Genomic DNA, 19,842 nt, shown 5'->3' with positions numbered 1-19,842 from the left:
TTAAATTAATCAACAAACATATTTGCGAAAAATATCAATTAATTCTTCTTCCTGCTCTTTATCGTACGCTATATAAAACATTTTTCCTTTGAACTGCCTCGGCTTTGTCAGATACACCTGAAATTTGCCTTTTGGCGTCTTGTCTACTGAGCGAATATCATCCCATGCAACATAACCATAATCATGTACAAGCACGCCGTTGGAAAAAATCTTTGTCGGACTGATCGTACGAATGGCCAGAAAAAGTATCAGGCCGGCAACAAGAACAATGGCTCCCGTCAATATCGTATAATAGCTTTCCGGCATATTCGGGTTCGGTGTGGCCCGTTCCATAAACAGACGTATGACAACAACGATTCCTACCACAACGATAAATGCCAGTGTCAGCCACTCTTTCTTAGGCTGCTTTACATGGCATATCTTTTCCCCAAAAGACTCTTCCACATGAATCGATTTCCATATCTGAGTCAGATAGAAAACCAAAAACCCAATAGCTGCAAGAATGATGGCGCCGCCATGCGCCAATTGTGTAATAATGTCATTCATAAATAAAATTCCTCCTGCGTTTATACTTGTAATTTCATATCTCCCTGACGTATGTATCCCATCTTACGCATGACCTGCGCTGCGCCCATTGTCAAAACTGCCGGCAAAATAAAATGGAAAATGATCATTTTCACTATAACAATCGTCGGAGATTCAACCGCTGTCATCGTTTGATAAGTCATAATCTGACCGACAAGGCCGGAAGTCCCCATTCCGGATCCTGTCGCATTGTTCGTCATATTAAACAGCGGACAGATGGCAATCGGCCCCAAAATAGCCGACGAAAAAATCGGCGGAATCCAAATCAGGGGATGACGTACAATATTCGGAACCTGAAGCATACTTGTTCCAAGGCCCTGAGACAACAGACCGCCAAATCCATTATCCTCATAACTCATCACCGCAAAACCAACCATCTGACAACAGCATCCTATCGTCGCTGCACCGGCTGCCACACCGTTCAGTCCCAGAATGATCCCCAATGCTGCCGAGCTGATCGGCAATGTCAATACCATACCCATAACGACCGCAACAACAATTCCCATAATAATCGGCTGCTGTTCCGTACCCCAGTTGATGATGCCTCCAAGCCATGTCATAAATCTTGAAATCGGAGGTCCGACAATGATTCCGACAGCACCGCCTGTCAGAATCGTGACCGCCGGGGTCACAAGCAAGTCAATCTTGGTACGTCCCGCAACAAGATGACCAAGTTCAATTCCTACATAAGCTGCAATAAATGCTCCGAGAGGCTCTCCCGGTCCGGATAAAGCCAATGCTCCGCTTTCTGTCAGAAGCGTTCCCGCAGAAATGGCACTTGCATAGGCACCAATCATACCTGCCGCAGTTGCAGATAATGTCACATACACAGATTCTTTAAACTTATAAGCTACGCCCACACCGATTCCGGCACCGGTCAAACGCTGTGCAATGATGGCAAAAGTGGATATATACATACCGATATCTCCGCCAATCAGATCACCGATCTGTTTCATGATCGTTCCGATGATCAGCGTTGAAAAAAGTCCAAGTCCCATTCCGCTGAGGCCATCAATAAATATGTGGGATAGAAATTTCCCTATTGTTTTCATCTTCCGTCTCTCCTCTACTGTACTACCAGATATCCTTTCTCTTTTAAATCCCTCTGGATATTATCCAGGATACGTTCGGATGCAGCTTCCACGGTATGGATGTGAATCCCCTTGGATATCTGAAGAAGCGGTCCTGCCTCGCTTGTACTCATACGGCGGTAAAATTCCATCACATCCTGCTTTGTCTCAAGCACCAGATCTGCCTGTATCTGTCCATAGACATCATGGGCAACAATAACATTCAGAACCTTTCCTCCATTATCTACAATAAGCGAAAGTTCATCGACGATCTGCTCCTTTGTATGATTCACCATAAACGTCCGCCTGTATCTCTTCGCCGGACCCTGACGATATAAAACATAGCCCTTCGGAGTTGCAAAAATCTCCTCGCACCCTGCCCGGAGCAATGCAATATCCTGGACGATCACCTGACGGCTTACACCCAGTTCCTTTGATAATCTGCTTCCGGAAACCGGCACCGAACTGTTCTTTAAAATATCAAGTATCCGCTCTCTTCGAATATGTCCTTCAACCATAAGATTCTCCTTCTGAAGCTGCATGCACATAGTTTCTTAATGATTATAGCACAGTAAGTCTTGTGTGCAAAATACTTTTCTTTAAATAAACCTTGATTCCCTGCTTTCTCTCCGCTATAATGCTGTAATTGAAAGGAGATCGATGCCATGTTTCGTATGTGGATGAAAATTTTTACAGATAATCGTCTGGTGAAAGACACCGTCATCTGTATTGAAGATGAACAGATGAGCCGGACAGCCAAAGTCTTTAAGGCCGTTTCCGATGCCTGCAGCCAATTCGATCTGGCTCAGCCAATCTGGCTTGACGCCAACATACGTGAATTTCAAAAACATAATAAAACCCGCTTTGTTCAGGATAATTTTGTTGAAGAAATCGACTTTGATTATCTTGAAGTCCATATTATAGAAGAGTAAAGGAGATTAAAATATCATGATGTATATACTGTTAATCATCGGATTTTTCCTTTTAATTAAAGGAGCCGATTATTTCGTGGAGGGCAGCTCCGCCATCGCAAAGCTTTTAAAAGTCCCTTCCGTCGTCATCGGACTGACCGTTGTCGCTCTTGGAACAAGTGCACCGGAAGCCGCTGTCAGTATCACTGCCGGTCTGGCCGGAAGCAATGATCTTGCATTAAGTAATGTTATTGGTTCCAATATTTTTAACCTTGTCCTCATTGTCGGCATCTGCGCTCTGATCCAACCTTTTATTATTGATCAGAGTATTTTAAACAGAGACTTTCCTCTGGCAATTTTGAGCTCTGTCATTTTATTATATTTCATTCGTGACAATCGTCTTTCCCGTCCGGAAGGTCTTATACTGTTGACACTGATGATCGGATATCTTTCACTTACTGTTGTTTCAGCCATCCGCCATACCATAGATATTGACGTTCAGGAACATTATCTTCCTATGCACACAAGCCTGCTCTACATCGTCCTTGGACTTGCTGCCATTATTTTCGGCGGTGATCTGGTTGTTGATAATGCCTGCCGAATTGCTGCTGCTTTCGGTTTAAGCGAAACACTGATCGGTTTGACAATCGTTGCTATTGGAACTTCCCTGCCCGAACTTGTCACATCCATTACGGCTTCACGAAAGGGTGAAAGCGGTCTGGCTCTCGGAAATGTCGTCGGTTCCAATCTGTTTAATATTTTATTTATTCTCGGACTTTCCTCAACGGTTCATCCAATCGCTGCCCAGGAAACGGCCATGATGGATATACTGATCTTAATCATCATGACCACTGTCATCTATATTTTTTGCAGAATACGCGGAACAATGGGGCGTTTTATGGGTGCACTCTGTGTGGCTGCCTACGCTGCCTATTCCGTTTATATCATTTTGCGCTGATTTTAAAAGAAATCTCTCTCTGAGGGATTTTTTTATTTTATATTCATATATTAAAATAAAAAGGATCCTTATGAAAGATTTCATCAAAACCGGCTGCATTATATGCAGCGTCTTTCTCATTTTTTTACTTCTAATGGAATGGATCCCATCCAATATCCATATATCAACTTCCGCCTCCTCGGAAAATTCCCCGATCTATTGTGGCGACCGTCAAAATCCGCGTATTGCAATTACCTTTGACACAGAAAATACAGCCAAATATCTCCCGGATATTCTGGATGTCCTTGATACTTATAATATATCTGCCACTTTTTTTATTACAGGGAAGTGGCTGGATAATTATCCCGAAGAAACCAGACAGCTTGTAGACTCCGGTCATGAGCTTGGCAATCACGGCAATAATCACATCGCCATGAATCAATTATCCGAAGAGGAATGCCGGGATGAAATTATCCGTCTTCATAAAAAAACAGAAGAACTTACAGGCTTTCAAATGACTTTTTTCCGATGCCCTTTTTCCTCATTTAACAATACAGTCATAAAAGTAGCGGCTGAATGTGGTTATCAGACCGTGGAATGGACCTGTGATTCTATGGACTGGAAAATAAAAAATGCAAAAGTCATCGCACGTCTGCTCTGTAAAGATCCGAATCTGGGTAACGGAACGATTATCCGCATGCATGTGGATACACCTTTTGCTGCACCGGCTCTTAAAATTATTATCCCAAAATTAAAAGAAAGAGGTTACGAAATCGTTCCTCTTTCTCAAATACTCTAAATTATCTTTTCCACGTAGATGGTGCAAATAACAGCAAAATAGGGAAAATCTCCAATCGCCCGATCAACATATCCAGTGCCAGAATAATTTTTGACAAAATTGAATAGGCTGAAAAGTTGGCCGTCGGACCTACCGCGTGAAATCCGGGTCCAATATTATTAAAGGTGGCGGCTACCGCCGAAAAATTAGTTTCAAAATCAAATCCATCCAGACTGACGATCAAAATCGATACTACAAAAATAATAATATATGCCGACAAAAAAGCAAAAATGGAGCGCAGCACTGTATCATCAAGTGCCTTTCCGTCCAGCTTTGTCACGCGGATACTTCTCGGATGAATCAACGCAGCCATTTCTCTTTTAACTGTTTTCAGGTACACAATAACGCGTGATACTTTCATACCGCCGCCGGTACTTCCCGCACAGGCTCCGATGAACATTAAGGCCAGCAGTATGCCCTTCGAAAAGGAAGGCCACAAATCAAAATCCACGGTCGAAAAGCCGGTGGTCGTCATAATGGAGGCGGCCTGAAAAGCAGCCTGGTGGAAATGCTCCAGTACACCGCCGGCCTGACCCCCAATATTGATCGTGATCATAATAACCGCACCAAAGTAGATAATAAAATACCACCGTACTTCTTCCATAGAAAAAGCATCTTTTGCCTTCCTGTAGAGAATTAAAAAATAAAAGGAAAAATTCACTCCAAAAAGCATCATAAACACGGTTGTAACGATCTGAACATATGTACCATAGCTTGCCAGGCTGCTGTTAAGCACGCCAAAGCCTCCGGTGCCGGCTGTTCCGAAAGCAATGCACAATGCATCGAATACGGGCATCTTTCCCAGTATGAGAAGAATCACCATGACAACTGTCATTCCAAAATATATTTTGTAAAGCATGATTGCCGTCTCTCTGAGACGAGGTACCAGTTTCGATACGGACGGTCCCGGTGACTCAGCTTTCATAAGCTGAAGGTTATGTTCACCGCCGGCTAAAGGCAAAATTGCCAGAATAAAAACGAGAACGCCCATGCCGCCAATCCAGTGAGAAAAGCTTCGCCAGAACAACATGCTTTTGGATAGGGCTTCAACGTCTGATAAAATGCTTGCTCCTGTTGTCGTAAATCCTGAAACAATCTCAAAAAATGCATCGATAAAAGAAGGAATCTCACCAGACAATACAAAAGGCATGCATCCGGTCATACTCATGATAATCCATCCGAGAGCAACAGAAATATATCCTTCTCTTGCATAATATGTGGTTTTTTTAGGCTTTTTTGATGAGAGCAGTGTGCCGACAAGAATACAGATCAATGCACTGATGACAAAGGCAATGCCGCTGCGTTCACGATAAATTAATGCCACAAGCATCGGCATGATCATTAAAATACCTTCTACTCTCAAAATCCAGCCTATGATATAGCGTATACTTCCATAGTTCATAATTATCTCATCGCCCCGCTTAAAATATCTTCCAGTCGATTCAAATGACCTTCCTTCGTCACAATAACCACCTTATCTCCCGCACGTATACAGTCCTGCCCGGAAGGAATGATAACTGTATTATCCCGAAGGATGCTGCATAAAAGCAGTCCCGGCTTTAATTTTAAGTTCATGATCGGAATGTTCGTAACTTTTGATTCTTCCTCAACGGAAAATTCAAGTGCCTCCGCCTTATTATCTGCAACACGGTACACCATCTCAACCTTACTGTCACGTTCATTGACCATGCTGTTTTCCAGATCTCTGACAAACTGGATGATATGTTCCGCTGTCAGATATTTCGGACTGATAATACTTCCAATCGGAATGCTGCGGACAATACCCTCAAAATCAATCTTATTGACTTTTGTGATCAGCTTAACATTTGAAACCTGATTCGCATAGAGTGACAGCATAATATTCTCTTCATCAAAATTCGTCAGAGATACAAAAGCATCCATACGCTCTAATCCTTCTTCCAGAAGAAGTTTACTGTCTGAGGCATCCCCGTGAATAATAATCGCTTTATCCAGTTTTTCACTCAGCTCATTACATCGCTTGAGGTCCTTGTCAATAATTGTAATATTTACTTTTGCTTTTAATAATCTCTGAGCCAGATAATAAGCGATAGTTCCTCCCCCCGCGATCATTACATTCCGAATCAGCCGGGCTTTAATACCAATCGTATGAAACAAGGCATTCATCGTCTCAGCAGGTGCCAGCATAGATATCTTATCTCCCGATTTTAATACCGTATTACCGCTTGGGATCACAACTTCTTCACCGCGTTCCAGAATGCAGATCAGAAAATGATTACCGTATTTGACAGCCACATCCATGACCCGCATCTCATCCCAAGGCGATCCTTTCGGTATCTCCAACCGAAACATATAGGCCCGCCCTTTCGCAAAAGTATCCACGTCAAGTGCCGATGGTACCTGAATCAAGCGCTCGATATCTCTTGCCGTTGCATACTCCGGATTGATGGACAGGGATAAACCCAGCTCCTCACGTATAAAATCAATATCGTCCATATATTCCGGATTTCTTACTCTGGCAATTGTCTTACAGTTACCTGCCTTTTTAGCGATCAGGCAGCTTAAAAGATTGACTTCATCATGTCCTGTCACGGCAATTAAAAGATCGGCATCCTCTACCCCTGCCTCTTTCTGCATTTTGTAACTGTTACCATTCCCCACATAACCGATAATATCCAACGCATCCACTGCTGCCTGAATTCTCTCACTGCGCGGCTCAATAACAGCAATCTCATGTCCCTCTTCACTGAGCTGCTCAGCCAATGTATATCCGACCTTGCCACATCCCACAATAATAATTTTCATAACACTACCTCATTTAGCACTGCCCCATTTTTACAATACTTTCTGTCACCAATTTCGAAAAGACTGGAGCTACCCTCTCTCCTGCTGCTTTGACTTCCTCATGACTTAAAGGCTGTCCTGTGATTCCCGCAGCCATATTGGATATGCAGGATATTCCGCATATCCTCATTCCCATATGTTTTGCTGCAACAGCCTCGCAGGCTGTACTCATTGCAACTGCATCCGCTCCGAGCAAACGAGCCATCTGAACCTCCGCAGGTGATTCATAGTTTGGACCGGTAAATTGAATATAAACGCCTTCCTTCAGGGAAAAATCCATATCTTTTGCCACATCACGTATCATCTGCTGAAGCGATCGATCGTAAATATGCGTCATATCCGGAAAACGTGTTCCTAATTCATCAATATTTTTCCCAATTAAAGGTGACGGAACGAAGGTTGAAATCTGATCTGTAATCATCATTAAATCTCCCGGAACAAAATCCGGATTCAACCCTCCGGAAGAATTTGTCAACATAAGGATCTCCGCACCCATCAAATGCATGAGGCGGATCGGAAGCACCACATCCGACATGGAATACCCTTCATAATAATGAATACGCCCCTGCATAACAACAACCGGCACATCTTTAATATATCCAAACAAAAAACGACCCTGATGTCCTTCTACCGTCGATATCGGAAAATTATCAATTTCAGCATAATCCACACGGTATCGGATATCAATGTTGTCTCCGTAATCTCCGAGACCGGATCCAAGTACCAGTGCCACCTTCGGATGGAAATTTACTTTTTTTTGAATACACTCCACACACGCCATTATTCTTTTATATTCATCCTTCATAAACGCTCCCCCTGTTCTCCACAATAAAAGTTTAAAGTGAAAAAGGGGCGTCGCTATGACACCCCCTGAAATTATGCGTATACACGAATCATTGAAGAAATTTCCTGTACAAAGGACATATCGCTCAATGTCTGCATAGCCGCTTTAAAATTCTTCTCCTGTACAACATCAGTTATTGCAACGATCTCAGCCATACCATCACCTGCCGGACGCTGAATGATCTGTTCAATGCTCACATGATTATTTCCAAGAATACTTGCCACATTTCCAAGTACTCCGGCACAGTCGCTGACGATCATACGGACAAAGTATTTACTCTCAATATCGCCAATTCCCTTAATAGGAAGTTCTTTATAGCAGCTGCATCCGACTCTGGACAAACATCCATAGATAATGTTTCTGGCAACTTCGATCACATCGCCGACAACTGCACTTGCTGTAGGAAGCTCACCTGCACCTCGTCCATAGAACATAGTATCATCTACAGCATCTCCATGAACAAAAACTGCATTAAATACATCATTAACCGATGCCAGCGGATGATCTTTTCGAATCAGGGTCGGATGTACACGAACTTCCACACCGCTTTCTGTATGGCGGGCAATTCCGAGAAGTTTAATGACACAGTCCATATCTTTTGCATATTTTATATCTTTTGATGTAATACGTGTAATACCTTCTGTATAAACATCATCAAATGTTATTCTTGAATGGAAACCGATCGACCCCATAATGGCCATCTTGCGTCCTGCATCCAGACCTTCCACATCAGCTGTCGGATCTGCCTCGGCATATCCTAACTCTGTAGCTTTTGCCAATGCCTCATCAAATTCCATATTCTCCTGATCCATCTTTGTCAGAATATAATTCGTTGTACCATTAACGATACCCATAATTTCTGTAATATCGTTGCCAACAAGGCATTCTTTCAAAGGACGGATAATCGGAATACCACCTGCACAGGACGCTTCAAATAAAAAGTCTACATGATTGGCTTCTGCTGCATCAAGAAGTTCTCTTCCATGCACTGCGATTAAATCTTTATTCGCAGTTACAACGCTCTTTCCTGCATTCAGGCACCGAAGAATAAATGTACGTGCCGGCTCAATGCCGCCCATAACTTCAACAACGATCTGAATGCTCTCATCGTTCACAATATCCTCAAAATTCTCTGTTAATAAAGAAGCATCCACATCTTTACGTGTTTCTGAAATACTTTTTACAAGAATCTTCTTAATCTCAATATCCGTACCGGCTCTCAAATACATATCATCTTTACGCATCTGAAGCAGTTTATATACACCGCCGCCTACTGTTCCCGCTCCCATAATCGCAAGCTGGATTGGTTTCATCTCTTTTTTCATGGTATATCTCCTCTATTTTATCATTTCCACATATAATTATTATTTTATCATGATTTTTATATTTGTACACATCAAATTCATAAATTTACATAAACATGCACAAAATCGGAGGAATCAACAGAACCGGCAAATAATTCGCCACCTTGATTTTCGTCACTCCGATCAAATTCAGTCCTAATGCAATGATCAGTACGGATCCGGCACACGTCATCTCATGAATGGCATAATCGGTTAAAAACGGGGCAATGACCCGTGCAAGAAGAACTAAACCACCCTGAAATACAAAAACAAAAATATCTGATAGCATAACACCGATACCTAAACTCGCAGCCAGAACACAGGACGAAATCAAATCCAATGTGGCCTTTGTAAAAAGCATCTCGCAATCCCCTGTTAAGCCGGCCTGAAGCGAACCGACAATCGTCATAGCCCCCACACAAAAAAGGAGACTGGCCGTGACAAAGCCTTCCACTACGGTTACCTGCCCGTTTTCCTGCTTAAATTTACTTTCAACATAAGCAGCAAGGCGATTCAACTGCCCGTCAATATCCAGCAGCGTACCGATGATGGTGCCGATCGCCATAGATAGAATCAACACAAGTGTATTCTCTCCATTCAGAGCACCGGATATTCCGATATAAATCGTACACAGACCAATGCCTGCCATTAAAGCCCCTGTGACTTTATCCGGAATACCCTTCTTTAAAAGCAGACCAACAAGACTCCCGATAAACACAGTTGCCACATTGACAAATACTCCCAGCATCTATCTTCCCTCTTTCCGAAATTTTTCCAGTATTAATACTATACAATCGGTTTTTAGGATTGTCAACAAAATTCTTTACTTAATTAACGTATTCATGTGCGAGAGTGCCTTATAAAAAATGTCCCTTAGATTAAAAAAAGCACCTTCCTCCCGGAAGGTGCTCAAACCTGTTTTTTGAATTATTTTTGTGTTTCAGATTCAGTTTCAGAAGATGAAGTCTCAGATGCTGTTGTTTCAGTATCTGTTTCGGAAGAAGATTCTGCTGTTGTATCTGCAGCACTTCCTGTTTCATCCGTTGTCTCATCTGTCTTGGAAACAATCTTATATTCTTTCCATGCATCGGACTCTGTATATTTTGCTTCTTCTACCATCTGTGTGATCTTATCGTTGATGCTTGTATACTTCTTGCTTTCTTTTGCCGCCTCAACAGAAGCCGCTGTAGCTTCCTCATCATTCAGAGAGATACATTTAATAATATGATAGCCATACTGACTCTCAACAAGATCACTGATCTGTCCTTCTTCAAGCTCCCATGCTGCTGTGTAGAAAGGTTCTACCATAGAGGACTGATTTACCGGATCATAACCATTCTTATCAAATGAAAATTCAAATCCGGCATTCTCTGCTGTATATTCGTCTGATAAAGCTTTAAAATCTTCTCCATTCTTTGCTTTCTCAAGAACTTCTTCGGCTTTTGCTTTCTGTTCTGCCAGATAGGCTTCTTTCTCCTCATCTGTCATATCCACGTTATTGCCTTCGCTGTCTTTCTTTGTTGTCTCTGTTGTGGAAATTAAAACATGCTGTACTTTAATACATCTTGCGTCTTCGGTCTCCTCATCTGTCAATTCAACCGCTTCTTCTTCCATCATCTTCTGATAAACATAACCGGCCAATGTGCTCTTCTCTACGACTGAACGGATAGCATCTTCTGTGATACCCTCAGCTGCCATGACATCTTCACCGACATTCGTCTTAAAATTTGATATATATTCATCTACAGAAGATTTATCCTCATCACTTAAAGAAACACCGTAATCATCTGCTTTGGAACTGAGCAGGACCATCTGAACAAGTTCTTTTGTGATCATCTCTTTCATAGAGTCGCCAAAAGTTGTTCCTTCTTCTATCTCCATATCCCAGATTTCACTTCCATAGTATGCTTCATACTGGCTCTTCATAACATAAGCATAAAGTTTTGCTTCATCCATGCTCACGCTGCCTTCATCCATCGTAATCGCTGCATCAGCTGTTGTTGATGATGTCTGACTTTTGCCGCAGCCTGCTAAAAGAGCAACGGACATACTGACCACAACTGCTGCGGAAACGATTCTCTTCATCCAATTCTTCATATCTTTTCAGTTCCTCCTGATTTCTTATTTTTCAACTTTGTCCATTATAGTTGATTTCTCATCTTCAAGCAATCCTTTTATATCTTTTATCACACTTTTTTCACATTTTAAAATATTCTGCATCTCTTCTTTTTTCATTTTTAATATAAAATGCGGCTGTTCTGCAGATTTGAAGCGAAGTCTTGCACCATACCTTTGTACCAGTTCCGGAATTTTTTCCACACACACCTGTGCATTCTTATAAAGAAATATCTTTGTTTCCCCGTTTCTGCACGAGAGCTGTGTAATGCAGGCCTCATGAGCCTGAGCCTTTAAAAGTGCAATATCCAAAAGATTTTGAGCCGACTTCGGAAGTTCTCCAAAACGGTCACTGAGCTCATCTATCATCTCTTCATATTCTTCTTCATTTTCAATGCCCGCAATCCGTTTATAAATCTCCAGTTTCTGAACTTCATTTTTAATATAAGAAGACGGAATAAAAGCATCAATATCCAGATCAAGTACCGTCTCAAAGTTATCTTCAACAACCGGATCACCTTTTAATTTCATAACAGCTTCGTTCAGCATTTTGCAGTACAGATCATAACCGACAGACTCCATATGCCCGCTTTGCTGCTGTCCAAGCAGATTGCCCGCACCTCGTATTTCAAGATCCCTCATGGCAATTTTAAACCCTGAGCCAAACTCGGTGAACTCACGAATTGCCGCCAGCCGTTTTTCAGCCACTTCGCGCAGGACCGTATTTCGCTGATAGAGTAAAAATGCATATGCGGTACGATTTGAACGTCCTACTCTTCCTCTGAGCTGATATAACTGGGAAAGTCCAAGCTTATCTGCATCGTGAATGATCATTGTATTCACATTTGAAATATCCAGTCCCGTTTCTATGATCGTCGTCGAGACAAGTACATCAATTTCACCATTGATAAACCGATACATCACTTTTTCCAGCTCACGCTCACTCATCTGCCCATGTGCAAATGCGACTTCCACATCCGGAACAAGTTTCTGAATTGCTGCCGCCATCTCGACAATCCCATTCACACGGTTAAATACATAATAGACCTGACCGCCTCTTCCTGTCTCCCGGACGATGGCTTCCCTTACCATCTCATCATTATATTCCATAACATAGGTCTGAATCGGCATACGGTCCATCGGCGGTTCACTGAGTGTACTCATATCCCGAATGCCGATCATGCTCATATGAAGTGTTCTCGGGATCGGTGTCGCTGACAGAGTGAGTACGTCAATGTTTTCTCTGAGCTGTTTGATCTTTTCTTTGTGGGCCACACCAAAACGCTGCTCCTCATCAACGATGAGCAGACCCAGATTTTTAAATTCCACATCCCTGGATAAAATACGATGTGTTCCAATCAGAATATCCACCATACCCTTTTTTAATTCCTTCACTGTTGCCGCCTGCTCTGTTTTTGTACGAAAACGAGACATTGTTCGTATAATGACCGGATATTCTTTCATCCTCTGAACAAATGTATTATAGTGCTGTTGAGCCAGAATCGTTGTCGGGACAAGAACGGCTACCTGTTTTCCATCCTGAACCGCTTTAAAAGCCGCACGAATAGCTACCTCCGTCTTTCCGTATCCCACATCCCCGCAGATCAGACGATCCATTATTTTGCTGCTCTCCATATCCCGCTTTGTATCTTCAATGGCCGTCAGCTGATCCTCTGTCTCCGCATAAGGAAATGCTTCCTCAAATTCTCTCTGCCAGATCGTATCCGGACCAAAGACATATCCTTTCTGAGATTGCCTTGCCGCATATAATTTAATCAGATCCTCTGCCAGATCTTTTACTGCCCCTCGTACTCTGTGTTTTGTCCGGCTCCATTCCTGGCCGCCCAGCTTGTTAAGCTTCGGTCGTTTTGCATCCGCGCTGGCATATTTTTGTATCATATCCAACTGAGTTGCCAGGATGTAAAGGTTATCCCCACCGGAATATTCTATTTTTATATAATCTTTTTCTACTTTATCTACTTCTATTTTTTCTATACCTTTATAGATACCCAGACCATGGTTTTCATGTACGACATAATCGCCAATATTCATATCCATAAAGCTGTTTAATTTCTGTCCGCTGTATTCTCTTTTCTTTTTACGCCTTTTTTTGCCTTCACCAAAAATGTCACTCTCTGATAAAATAACAAATTTTATCATTGGATATTCCACACCGCTATGCAGATTTCCGTGGCATATCACAAGCTGTCCCGGCTCTACTGTACTTTCTTCCGACTCGGCTACCACCGGTTCCATGCCATACTCTCTCAGATCTTTTGCCAAATGCTCCGCCCGTGTACGCGAAAAGGCTACCAATATCATACGATATCTGTTTTTTTTCCACTGTTTCAAGTCCTTTACAAGCAGCTCAAAATTACGCTGATAAGATTGTATGGAATGCACTTCCAGATGATATTTGTGCATCGGCTTCAAATGCTCCAAATGCTGTCCGATTGTACTTAAAAGCAGGCATCTTCTTTTTCCCAGCTTATGAAACAAATCTTTTTCAGAATAAAGGATATCCATCTGCCCTGACACAATATATCCTTTTTCCAGACGCCCTTTCATGCTTTCCTCAAATTCCCGGGTCACTCCTGCCATTCTCTCACTAAGTCTTGCAGGCTCATCTAAAAATATAAGTGTTTCCTTTTCAGGAAAATAATCCAAAAACGAAGCTCGATCTTCATAAAAATACCGAATCAGGCTGGCAAGATTGGCACTGCCAATCGAAAAATCAAATGCTTCACTTATCTCCTCATAAAAATGTTTTAAATTAGCAGCTCCCTGCGGATCTCCATTCTTTTTAAATACCTGACTTGACTTATCCACATCTTTTTTTAATTTCTGAAGACCTTTCTGAATCTTTGTTTCCGTAAAGATCAACTCGGATGCGGGATAAATACTGACAGACTTATGACGCTCAATCGAACGCTGACTATCCACATCAAAACTTCGTATTGTATCGATTTCATCATCCCAAAATTCAATACGGTACGGACAGTCATCCGATAAATTGTAAAAATCAAGAATTCCTCCCCGAATAGAAAATTGTCCCGGTCCTTCGACCTGCACCCCTCTCTCAAATCCAAGATTGACCAGTCTTTTTGCCAGACTTTCTCTGTCCACAATACTTCCTTCGCGAAGATCAATAACCTGCTGTGCTATTTTTTCCAGAGGTATCAGACTGTCCATCAGGCCATCCATTGTTGTTATGACTGTCACCGGCTCATGATCCAGAAGTTTGCGGATAACCCGAAGCCGCTGCTGAACCAGTGCCTGACCGTGAATATCCGCACTATAAAAAATAATATCTCTTGACGGATAATCATAGACATTCTTATCAAAGAAACGATAATCTTCATATATATCTTTCACACGCTTCTCATTATGAGTAATAATCAATTTAAATGGATATTCCTCACTAAAGCTTGCCATCCAATGTGTTTTCTGAGCATCCACACAGCCATCGATCCACACCGGACATTCAAGGTCCCGAAGGTTTTCCTGAATACGCTCATATTCCCCCAGCTCAAGCAACGGTTCTCTGAATAATTTCACTATACATCCCTCTTCTTAGCATTATATTGATTCATTGCTGCATCAATATTATCCATCACCATCAATTTAACTGCGCCAATCACATTATCCGACGCTTCTCTTAAAGCCTGCTGTTCCTCTTTAGAATATTTTGACAAAACATAATCTGCCAGATCCCATCCCTGAGGTTTCTCGCCAACCCCAACTTTAATTCTTGGAAACACATCTGTTCCCAGATGAGCAATAATATTTTTAATGCCATTATGGCCGCCTGCACTTCCCTTTTTGCGTATTCTAAGACGCCCTACATCCAGACTGATATCATCATATATAATAATCATATTTTCCGGGTCAATTTTATAGAAATCGGCAATCTCGCGAATGCTCTCACCGCTGAGATTCATATAGGTCTGCGGTTTTGCCAAAATAACTTTCATTCCTTCAATAACACCTCTGCCGACAATGGCCTTGTGCTTTTTTGTTGTCACATCGATTTGAAATGCATCTGCTAATGCATCAATCATGGAAAATCCGACATTATGTCTGGTTCCCTCATACGTTTTTGAAGGATTACCCAATCCTGCTATTAAATACATTATTAACATTCCTCTCTAACTTTAAAATAATAATGTATGCGTAATTTTACGCACGAAAAGACAGGAGAAAAACCTTCTGGCTTTTCTCCCATCTTTCCCCCCATATTTAACTCTTAGATAGCCGTTTCTTCCTCTTCGCTTTCTAAAGCTGCTATTTCGTATTTCTGTAAAATAATACTCTGAATACGTTCTCTTGTATCCGAATTGATCGGATGCGCGATATCACGATATTCACCATCCGCAGCTTTTCTGCTTGGCATTGCAATAAACAAGCCCTTTTCACCTTCAATGACTTTAATGTCATGGACAACAAACTCATTATCCAGCGTAATCGAAACAACTGCCTTCATCTTTCCCTCTTTTGTTACTTTACGCACTCTAACATCCGTAATCTGCATGTCTTATGTCCTCCCCAAAGATCCATCTTATTATAAAATATATCGGTCACTCTTTTCAACAACGATCTGAATTTTTCCATCTTCCCCTATGTATGAAGCATTGGCACGAATTGTATCTCTGCTTTCAACAATACAATTTTCAATAACTGTATTATCTCCAATATAAACATCATTTAAAATAATAGAATTTTTAATTACGCAATTGTTGCCAACATAAACTTTTTTAAACAGAATGGAATCCTGAACTTCACCATTGACAATACATCCGCTGGAAACAAGAGAATTTTTAATCTTAGATCCCGGATTAAATTTTGCCGGAGGCAAATCTTCAATTTTCGAATACACATTCGGATAATCATGGAAGAAATAATCCCTGACATCTCTCTTAAGGAAATCCATATTTGCATGATAATAGGAATCAATCGTCGCAATATTCTCCCAGTAACCTTCATGTTTATATCCAAAAATTTTCTTTACATCTTTATACCGTACAAGAATATCCTGAACAAAATCGTTTCTCTTTTCTTCATGAGCTTTCTGAATCAGTTCAATAAGCAGACGCCGACGAATAACATATACACCGATGGATACTGTATTCGTCTGAGCTACCAGTGGTTTTTCCTCAAAGTTAACAATTCTGCCGTCTTCAGCCATGCGAACCACACCAAAACGATGTAAATCCTCTGTCTCTGCTTCAATATCTTTAACGGCTACTGTGATATCTGCCTTTTTCTTGATATGATAATCAAGAATCTTGTCAAAATCCATCTTATATATACAGTCACCGGATGTAATAATAACATATGGCTCATGACACTTTCTCAGGAAATCAAGATTCTGATAAATAGAGTCTGCTGTTCCAAGATACCATGAATTGCTCTCTTCTGTAATAAAAGGAGTCAATACAAATAAACCACCCTGTTTACGTCCAAAATCCCACCATTTTGAAGAATTTAAATGTTCATTTAAGGATCTGGAATTGTACTGAGTAAGTACCGCTACTTTCTGAATATGTGAATTGCTCATATTACTTAAAACAAAATCGATGCACCGATAGCTGCCGGCCACTGGCATCGCAGCAACTGCACGATTTTTCGACAACTGACCCATCCGGTTATTGCTGCCCCCTGCTAATACTATTCCAACTGCTTTCATTACATCTCACCTGCCTTAACTATAGCCTGTCCACTTGCAAGAAGTCCATCCGGATAATCTTCTGCCACTGTCTTTCCTACAATTGCTGTATTTTTACCGATCTTAACATTTGAAGGAATGACAGAATTCTCAGCTACTGTCACCAGATCAAACGCATATACCTTCGGATTCAATACGCTTTCTGCATATTCACCCACACTGAAAACAACATTGTCACCGACCTGTACATTTTCTGCAATAATACCTTTATCAATCGTACAATTCTTGCCAATATGTGTACCGCTCATAATGATCGTATCCCGGACAACCGTTCCCTCATCAATGACAACACCTGAGCCGATAACACTATTATATATCTCTCCGTATATCTCAGAGCCTTCGCCGACAATACACCGATTTACTTTTGAACTGTCCGCAAAATAAAGTGGTGTAATCATATCGTTATTCGTATAAATCTTCCAGAACTCTTCATATAAATTAAATTCAGGAATAATATCGATCAATTCCATATTGGATTCCCAATAAGAACCAAGTGTTCCTACATCTTTCCAGTATCCATTAAATTCATAAGCATAACAATTACTTGTTTTTTCATGAACATAAGGAATAACATGCATACCAAAATCACAACCTGGCTGATCTTTTAATTTCAGAAGAGCTTCACGAAGTGTCGGCCAATTAAAGATATATATTCCCATGGAAGCCAGATTACTGCTTGGCTTCTCCGGTTTTTCCTCGAAATCTTTAATATGTCCATTCTCATCTGCAACTACAACACCGAATCTGCTGGCTTCTTCCCACGGTACCGGCATGCAGGCAATAGTGATATCTGCATTCCTGGACTTATGGAAATCGAGCATTACTTCATAGTCCATCTTATAAATATGGTCTCCACCAAGAATAAGAACATATTCCGGATTATAATTCTCAATATATTCCAGATTCTGGAATATCGCATTGGCTGTTCCCGAATACCAGTCCGCATTCTCTCCGCCCTCATATGGAGGAAGAAGTGTAACTCCTCCGTAGTTTCGGTCTAAATCCCACGGAATACCTATTCCAATATGTGTATTCAGTCTCAAATGACGATACTGCGTCAACACACCAACCGTGTCTATTCCTGAATTGATACAGTTGCTCAACGGAAAATCAATAATACGATACTTTCCGCCAAAGGATACTGCCGGTTTAGCCACGTTTGCCGTTAAAACCCCCAATCTACTGCCCTGTCCCCCCGCAAGGAGCATAGCGATCATTTCTTTCTTAATCACGTAATCACCTCTTGTTGTTCTCTATGATTCTCTTATTATACCACCATACGATTAAATTGTGAACACTTTTTACTATTTTTCTTATATTTAACTCCTAAAGATGTTCAATATTCCGATTTTTTTCGACTCAGGCGCAAAATTAAGCATTATTTTTTCACAATTATATCAATTGATTTTTGTGCATTTTTATATATTGATTTAAAAATCTTTATTTTTTTCCTGATTCAAGCTATAATAGGATAGTTATGAAACATCTAAAATTTAAAAAATAAGGAAGTGCTATTTTATGTATAAAATCGATTTTAACCGACCGATCAAAATTCACTTTATGGGCATCGGCGGAATAAGTATGAGCGGTCTTGCCGAGGTCCTTCTTGAACGTGGTTTCACGATTACAGGTTCGGATATGAAATCTTCACCAATTACTGAAAAACTTGAATCTCACGGAGCTTCGATCATCTACAGTCAGACAGCAGACAATATTACGGATGACATTGATCTGGTCGTTTACACGGCAGCGATCCATCCGGATAATCCGGAATATCAGGCTGTTATTGCCAAAAATATCCCTCATATGGATCGTGCAGAGCTTCTCGGCCAGATTATGAGCAACTATAAAAATTCAATTGCTGTGTCCGGTACCCACGGAAAAACAACGACAACTTCCATGCTCTCATTAATTATGCTGGAAGGAAACTGTGATCCTACGATTTCTGTCGGAGGTATCCTCAAAGACATCGACGGCAATATCCGTGTCGGACGATCTCAAAACTTTATTACAGAAGCCTGTGAATACACCAACAGTTTCCTCAAATTCAATCCTCGCATTGAACTTATTCTCAATGTGGACGCTGATCATCTGGACTTCTTTAAAGATCTGGATGACATCCGCCACTCTTTCCGTCTTTTCTCTGAAAAACTTGATAAAGACGGCGTGCTCATTATCAATGGAAATATTGATAATCTCAACTATTTTACCGAAGGACTTCCATGTAAGATAATCACCTATGGTCTTGAGTCTTCAAATACTTACACAGCAAAAAATATCCTTTTTAACGAATCTGGCTGCGGAAACTATGATCTCTATATAAATGGAAAAAAAGCAGATCATATCGAATTAAGTGTTACAGGTCTTCATAATGTCTCCAACTCCCTTGCTGCAATTGCCGCCGCACAGGAACTGAATATTGACATGAATAAAATCAAATCCGGTCTTCTGAAATTCAAAGGCACAGACCGTCGTTTTGAATATAAAGGTACGGTCAACGGTATTACGATCATTGATGACTATGCACATCATCCGACAGAGATCGAGGCCACCCTCACAGCTGCCGCCAATTATCCTCATCGTAAGATCTGGTGTGTATTTCAACCCCATACTTATACACGTACAAAAGCACTTCTGAACGATTTTGCCAA

At 41.2% G+C, this 19,842-nt stretch carries 18 protein-coding genes; 4 read left to right on the top strand and 14 right to left on the bottom strand.

Going from position 1 to position 19,842, the window contains the following annotated elements:
* Nucleotides 1-9 precede the first annotated feature (9 nt).
* From QZZ35_RS00090 to QZZ35_RS00080, 3 genes are read right to left on the bottom strand one after another with little or no spacing between them, the layout of a single operon-like run.
* Nucleotides 10-546, bottom strand: a complete 537-nt coding sequence (locus QZZ35_RS00090) for a hypothetical protein (protein WP_291235595.1) — start codon at nucleotides 544-546, stop codon at nucleotides 10-12.
* A gap of 20 nt (nucleotides 547-566) precedes the next feature.
* Nucleotides 567-1,637 (bottom strand): PTS transporter subunit IIC, encoded by a 1,071-nt coding sequence (locus tag QZZ35_RS00085; protein WP_291235594.1) that lies wholly within the window; start codon nucleotides 1,635-1,637, stop codon nucleotides 567-569.
* 14 nt (nucleotides 1,638-1,651) lie between these two features.
* Complete coding sequence (locus tag QZZ35_RS00080) at nucleotides 1,652-2,173, bottom strand: transcription repressor NadR (RefSeq protein WP_291235593.1); 522 nt, start codon at nucleotides 2,171-2,173, stop codon at nucleotides 1,652-1,654.
* A 147-nt stretch (nucleotides 2,174-2,320) separates the two neighbouring features.
* Here QZZ35_RS00080 and QZZ35_RS00075 point away from each other — a divergent pair, with 147 nt between their 5' ends.
* The 3 genes from QZZ35_RS00075 (at nucleotide 2,321) to QZZ35_RS00065 (ending at nucleotide 4,302) form a co-directional block, all read left to right on the top strand.
* Nucleotides 2,321-2,587, top strand: a complete 267-nt coding sequence (locus QZZ35_RS00075; protein WP_291235592.1) for a hypothetical protein — start codon at nucleotides 2,321-2,323, stop codon at nucleotides 2,585-2,587.
* A gap of 16 nt (nucleotides 2,588-2,603) precedes the next feature.
* Complete coding sequence (locus QZZ35_RS00070) at nucleotides 2,604-3,524, top strand: calcium/sodium antiporter (protein ID WP_291235591.1); 921 nt, start codon at nucleotides 2,604-2,606, stop codon at nucleotides 3,522-3,524.
* A 70-nt stretch (nucleotides 3,525-3,594) separates the two neighbouring features.
* Entirely contained in the window at nucleotides 3,595-4,302 is a 708-nt protein-coding gene (locus QZZ35_RS00065) for a polysaccharide deacetylase family protein (protein WP_291235590.1), read from the top strand.
* A 1-nt stretch (nucleotide 4,303) separates the two neighbouring features.
* On the opposite strand, the gene QZZ35_RS00060 is transcribed toward QZZ35_RS00065, so the two are convergent.
* The 11 genes from QZZ35_RS00060 to QZZ35_RS00010 form a co-directional block, all read right to left on the bottom strand.
* Nucleotides 4,304-5,743, bottom strand: coding sequence for a TrkH family potassium uptake protein (locus QZZ35_RS00060; protein ID WP_291235589.1), 1,440 nt, complete (start codon nucleotides 5,741-5,743; stop codon nucleotides 4,304-4,306).
* Nucleotides 5,744-5,745: 2 nt separating this feature from the next.
* On the bottom strand, nucleotides 5,746-7,125 hold the full coding sequence (gene trkA, locus QZZ35_RS00055) for a Trk system potassium transporter TrkA (protein ID WP_291235588.1): 1,380 nt from the start codon (nucleotides 7,123-7,125) through the stop codon (nucleotides 5,746-5,748).
* 13 nt (nucleotides 7,126-7,138) lie between these two features.
* Nucleotides 7,139-7,969: a purine-nucleoside phosphorylase gene (locus QZZ35_RS00050; RefSeq protein WP_291235587.1), complete on the bottom strand. Its 831-nt coding sequence runs from the start codon at nucleotides 7,967-7,969 to the stop codon at nucleotides 7,139-7,141.
* 71 nt (nucleotides 7,970-8,040) lie between these two features.
* Nucleotides 8,041-9,333: a homoserine dehydrogenase gene (locus tag QZZ35_RS00045; protein WP_291235586.1), complete on the bottom strand. Its 1,293-nt coding sequence runs from the start codon at nucleotides 9,331-9,333 to the stop codon at nucleotides 8,041-8,043.
* A gap of 85 nt (nucleotides 9,334-9,418) precedes the next feature.
* Entirely contained in the window at nucleotides 9,419-10,099 is a 681-nt protein-coding gene (locus tag QZZ35_RS00040) for a DUF554 domain-containing protein (RefSeq protein WP_291235585.1), read from the bottom strand.
* Between the two features lie 179 nt (nucleotides 10,100-10,278).
* Nucleotides 10,279-11,448, bottom strand: a complete 1,170-nt coding sequence (locus QZZ35_RS00035; RefSeq protein ID WP_291235584.1) for a peptidylprolyl isomerase — start codon at nucleotides 11,446-11,448, stop codon at nucleotides 10,279-10,281.
* A gap of 24 nt (nucleotides 11,449-11,472) precedes the next feature.
* Nucleotides 11,473-15,024 (bottom strand): transcription-repair coupling factor, encoded by a 3,552-nt coding sequence (mfd, locus tag QZZ35_RS00030; protein WP_291235583.1) that lies wholly within the window; start codon nucleotides 15,022-15,024, stop codon nucleotides 11,473-11,475.
* Nucleotides 15,024-15,599 (bottom strand): aminoacyl-tRNA hydrolase, encoded by a 576-nt coding sequence (gene pth, locus QZZ35_RS00025; RefSeq protein ID WP_291235582.1) that lies wholly within the window; start codon nucleotides 15,597-15,599, stop codon nucleotides 15,024-15,026. Before pth ends, mfd begins: the two co-directional genes overlap by 1 nt.
* Before the next feature lie 113 nt (nucleotides 15,600-15,712).
* Nucleotides 15,713-15,997, bottom strand: a complete 285-nt coding sequence (spoVG, locus tag QZZ35_RS00020) for a septation regulator SpoVG (protein WP_291233596.1) — start codon at nucleotides 15,995-15,997, stop codon at nucleotides 15,713-15,715.
* A gap of 30 nt (nucleotides 15,998-16,027) precedes the next feature.
* Nucleotides 16,028-17,152: a glucose-1-phosphate adenylyltransferase subunit GlgD gene (glgD, locus tag QZZ35_RS00015; RefSeq protein ID WP_291235581.1), complete on the bottom strand. Its 1,125-nt coding sequence runs from the start codon at nucleotides 17,150-17,152 to the stop codon at nucleotides 16,028-16,030.
* Entirely contained in the window at nucleotides 17,152-18,423 is a 1,272-nt protein-coding gene (locus tag QZZ35_RS00010) for a glucose-1-phosphate adenylyltransferase (protein WP_291235580.1), read from the bottom strand. Before QZZ35_RS00010 ends, glgD begins: the two co-directional genes overlap by 1 nt.
* A 286-nt stretch (nucleotides 18,424-18,709) precedes the next feature.
* Here QZZ35_RS00010 and murC point away from each other — a divergent pair.
* The coding region (gene murC / locus QZZ35_RS00005) for a UDP-N-acetylmuramate--L-alanine ligase (protein WP_291235579.1) at nucleotides 18,710-19,842 on the top strand (1,133 nt) is incomplete at its 3' end.

Source organism: Frisingicoccus sp., assembly GCA_016298055.1.
In the GTDB taxonomy this organism is placed as follows: domain Bacteria; phylum Bacillota; class Clostridia; order Lachnospirales; family Lachnospiraceae; genus Frisingicoccus.
Note: the sequence above shows the minus strand (reverse complement) of the source record. Positions and strands in the feature narration are given on the sequence as shown.

Bases quoted from the DNA above. Each gene is read 5' to 3' on its own strand.
- QZZ35_RS00090 (WP_291235595.1), bottom strand. From the start codon at position 546: ATGAATGACATTATTACACAATTGGCGCATGGCGGCGCCATCATTCTT.
- QZZ35_RS00085 (WP_291235594.1), bottom strand. From the start codon at position 1,637: ATGAAAACAATAGGGAAATTTCTATCCCACATATTTATTGATGGCCTC.
- QZZ35_RS00080 (WP_291235593.1), bottom strand. From the start codon at position 2,173: ATGGTTGAAGGACATATTCGAAGAGAGCGGATACTTGATATTTTAAAG.
- QZZ35_RS00075 (WP_291235592.1), top strand. From the start codon at position 2,321: ATGTTTCGTATGTGGATGAAAATTTTTACAGATAATCGTCTGGTGAAA.
- QZZ35_RS00070 (WP_291235591.1), top strand. From the start codon at position 2,604: ATGATGTATATACTGTTAATCATCGGATTTTTCCTTTTAATTAAAGGA.
- QZZ35_RS00065 (WP_291235590.1), top strand. From the start codon at position 3,595: ATGAAAGATTTCATCAAAACCGGCTGCATTATATGCAGCGTCTTTCTC.
- QZZ35_RS00060 (WP_291235589.1), bottom strand. From the start codon at position 5,743: ATGAACTATGGAAGTATACGCTATATCATAGGCTGGATTTTGAGAGTA.
- trkA (WP_291235588.1), bottom strand. From the start codon at position 7,125: ATGAAAATTATTATTGTGGGATGTGGCAAGGTCGGATATACATTGGCT.
- QZZ35_RS00050 (WP_291235587.1), bottom strand. From the start codon at position 7,969: ATGAAGGATGAATATAAAAGAATAATGGCGTGTGTGGAGTGTATTCAA.
- QZZ35_RS00045 (WP_291235586.1), bottom strand. From the start codon at position 9,333: ATGAAAAAAGAGATGAAACCAATCCAGCTTGCGATTATGGGAGCGGGA.
- QZZ35_RS00040 (WP_291235585.1), bottom strand. From the start codon at position 10,099: ATGCTGGGAGTATTTGTCAATGTGGCAACTGTGTTTATCGGGAGTCTT.
- QZZ35_RS00035 (WP_291235584.1), bottom strand. From the start codon at position 11,448: ATGAAGAATTGGATGAAGAGAATCGTTTCCGCAGCAGTTGTGGTCAGT.
- pth (WP_291235582.1), bottom strand. From the start codon at position 15,599: ATGTATTTAATAGCAGGATTGGGTAATCCTTCAAAAACGTATGAGGGA.
- spoVG (WP_291233596.1), bottom strand. From the start codon at position 15,997: ATGCAGATTACGGATGTTAGAGTGCGTAAAGTAACAAAAGAGGGAAAG.
- glgD (WP_291235581.1), bottom strand. From the start codon at position 17,152: ATGAAAGCAGTTGGAATAGTATTAGCAGGGGGCAGCAATAACCGGATG.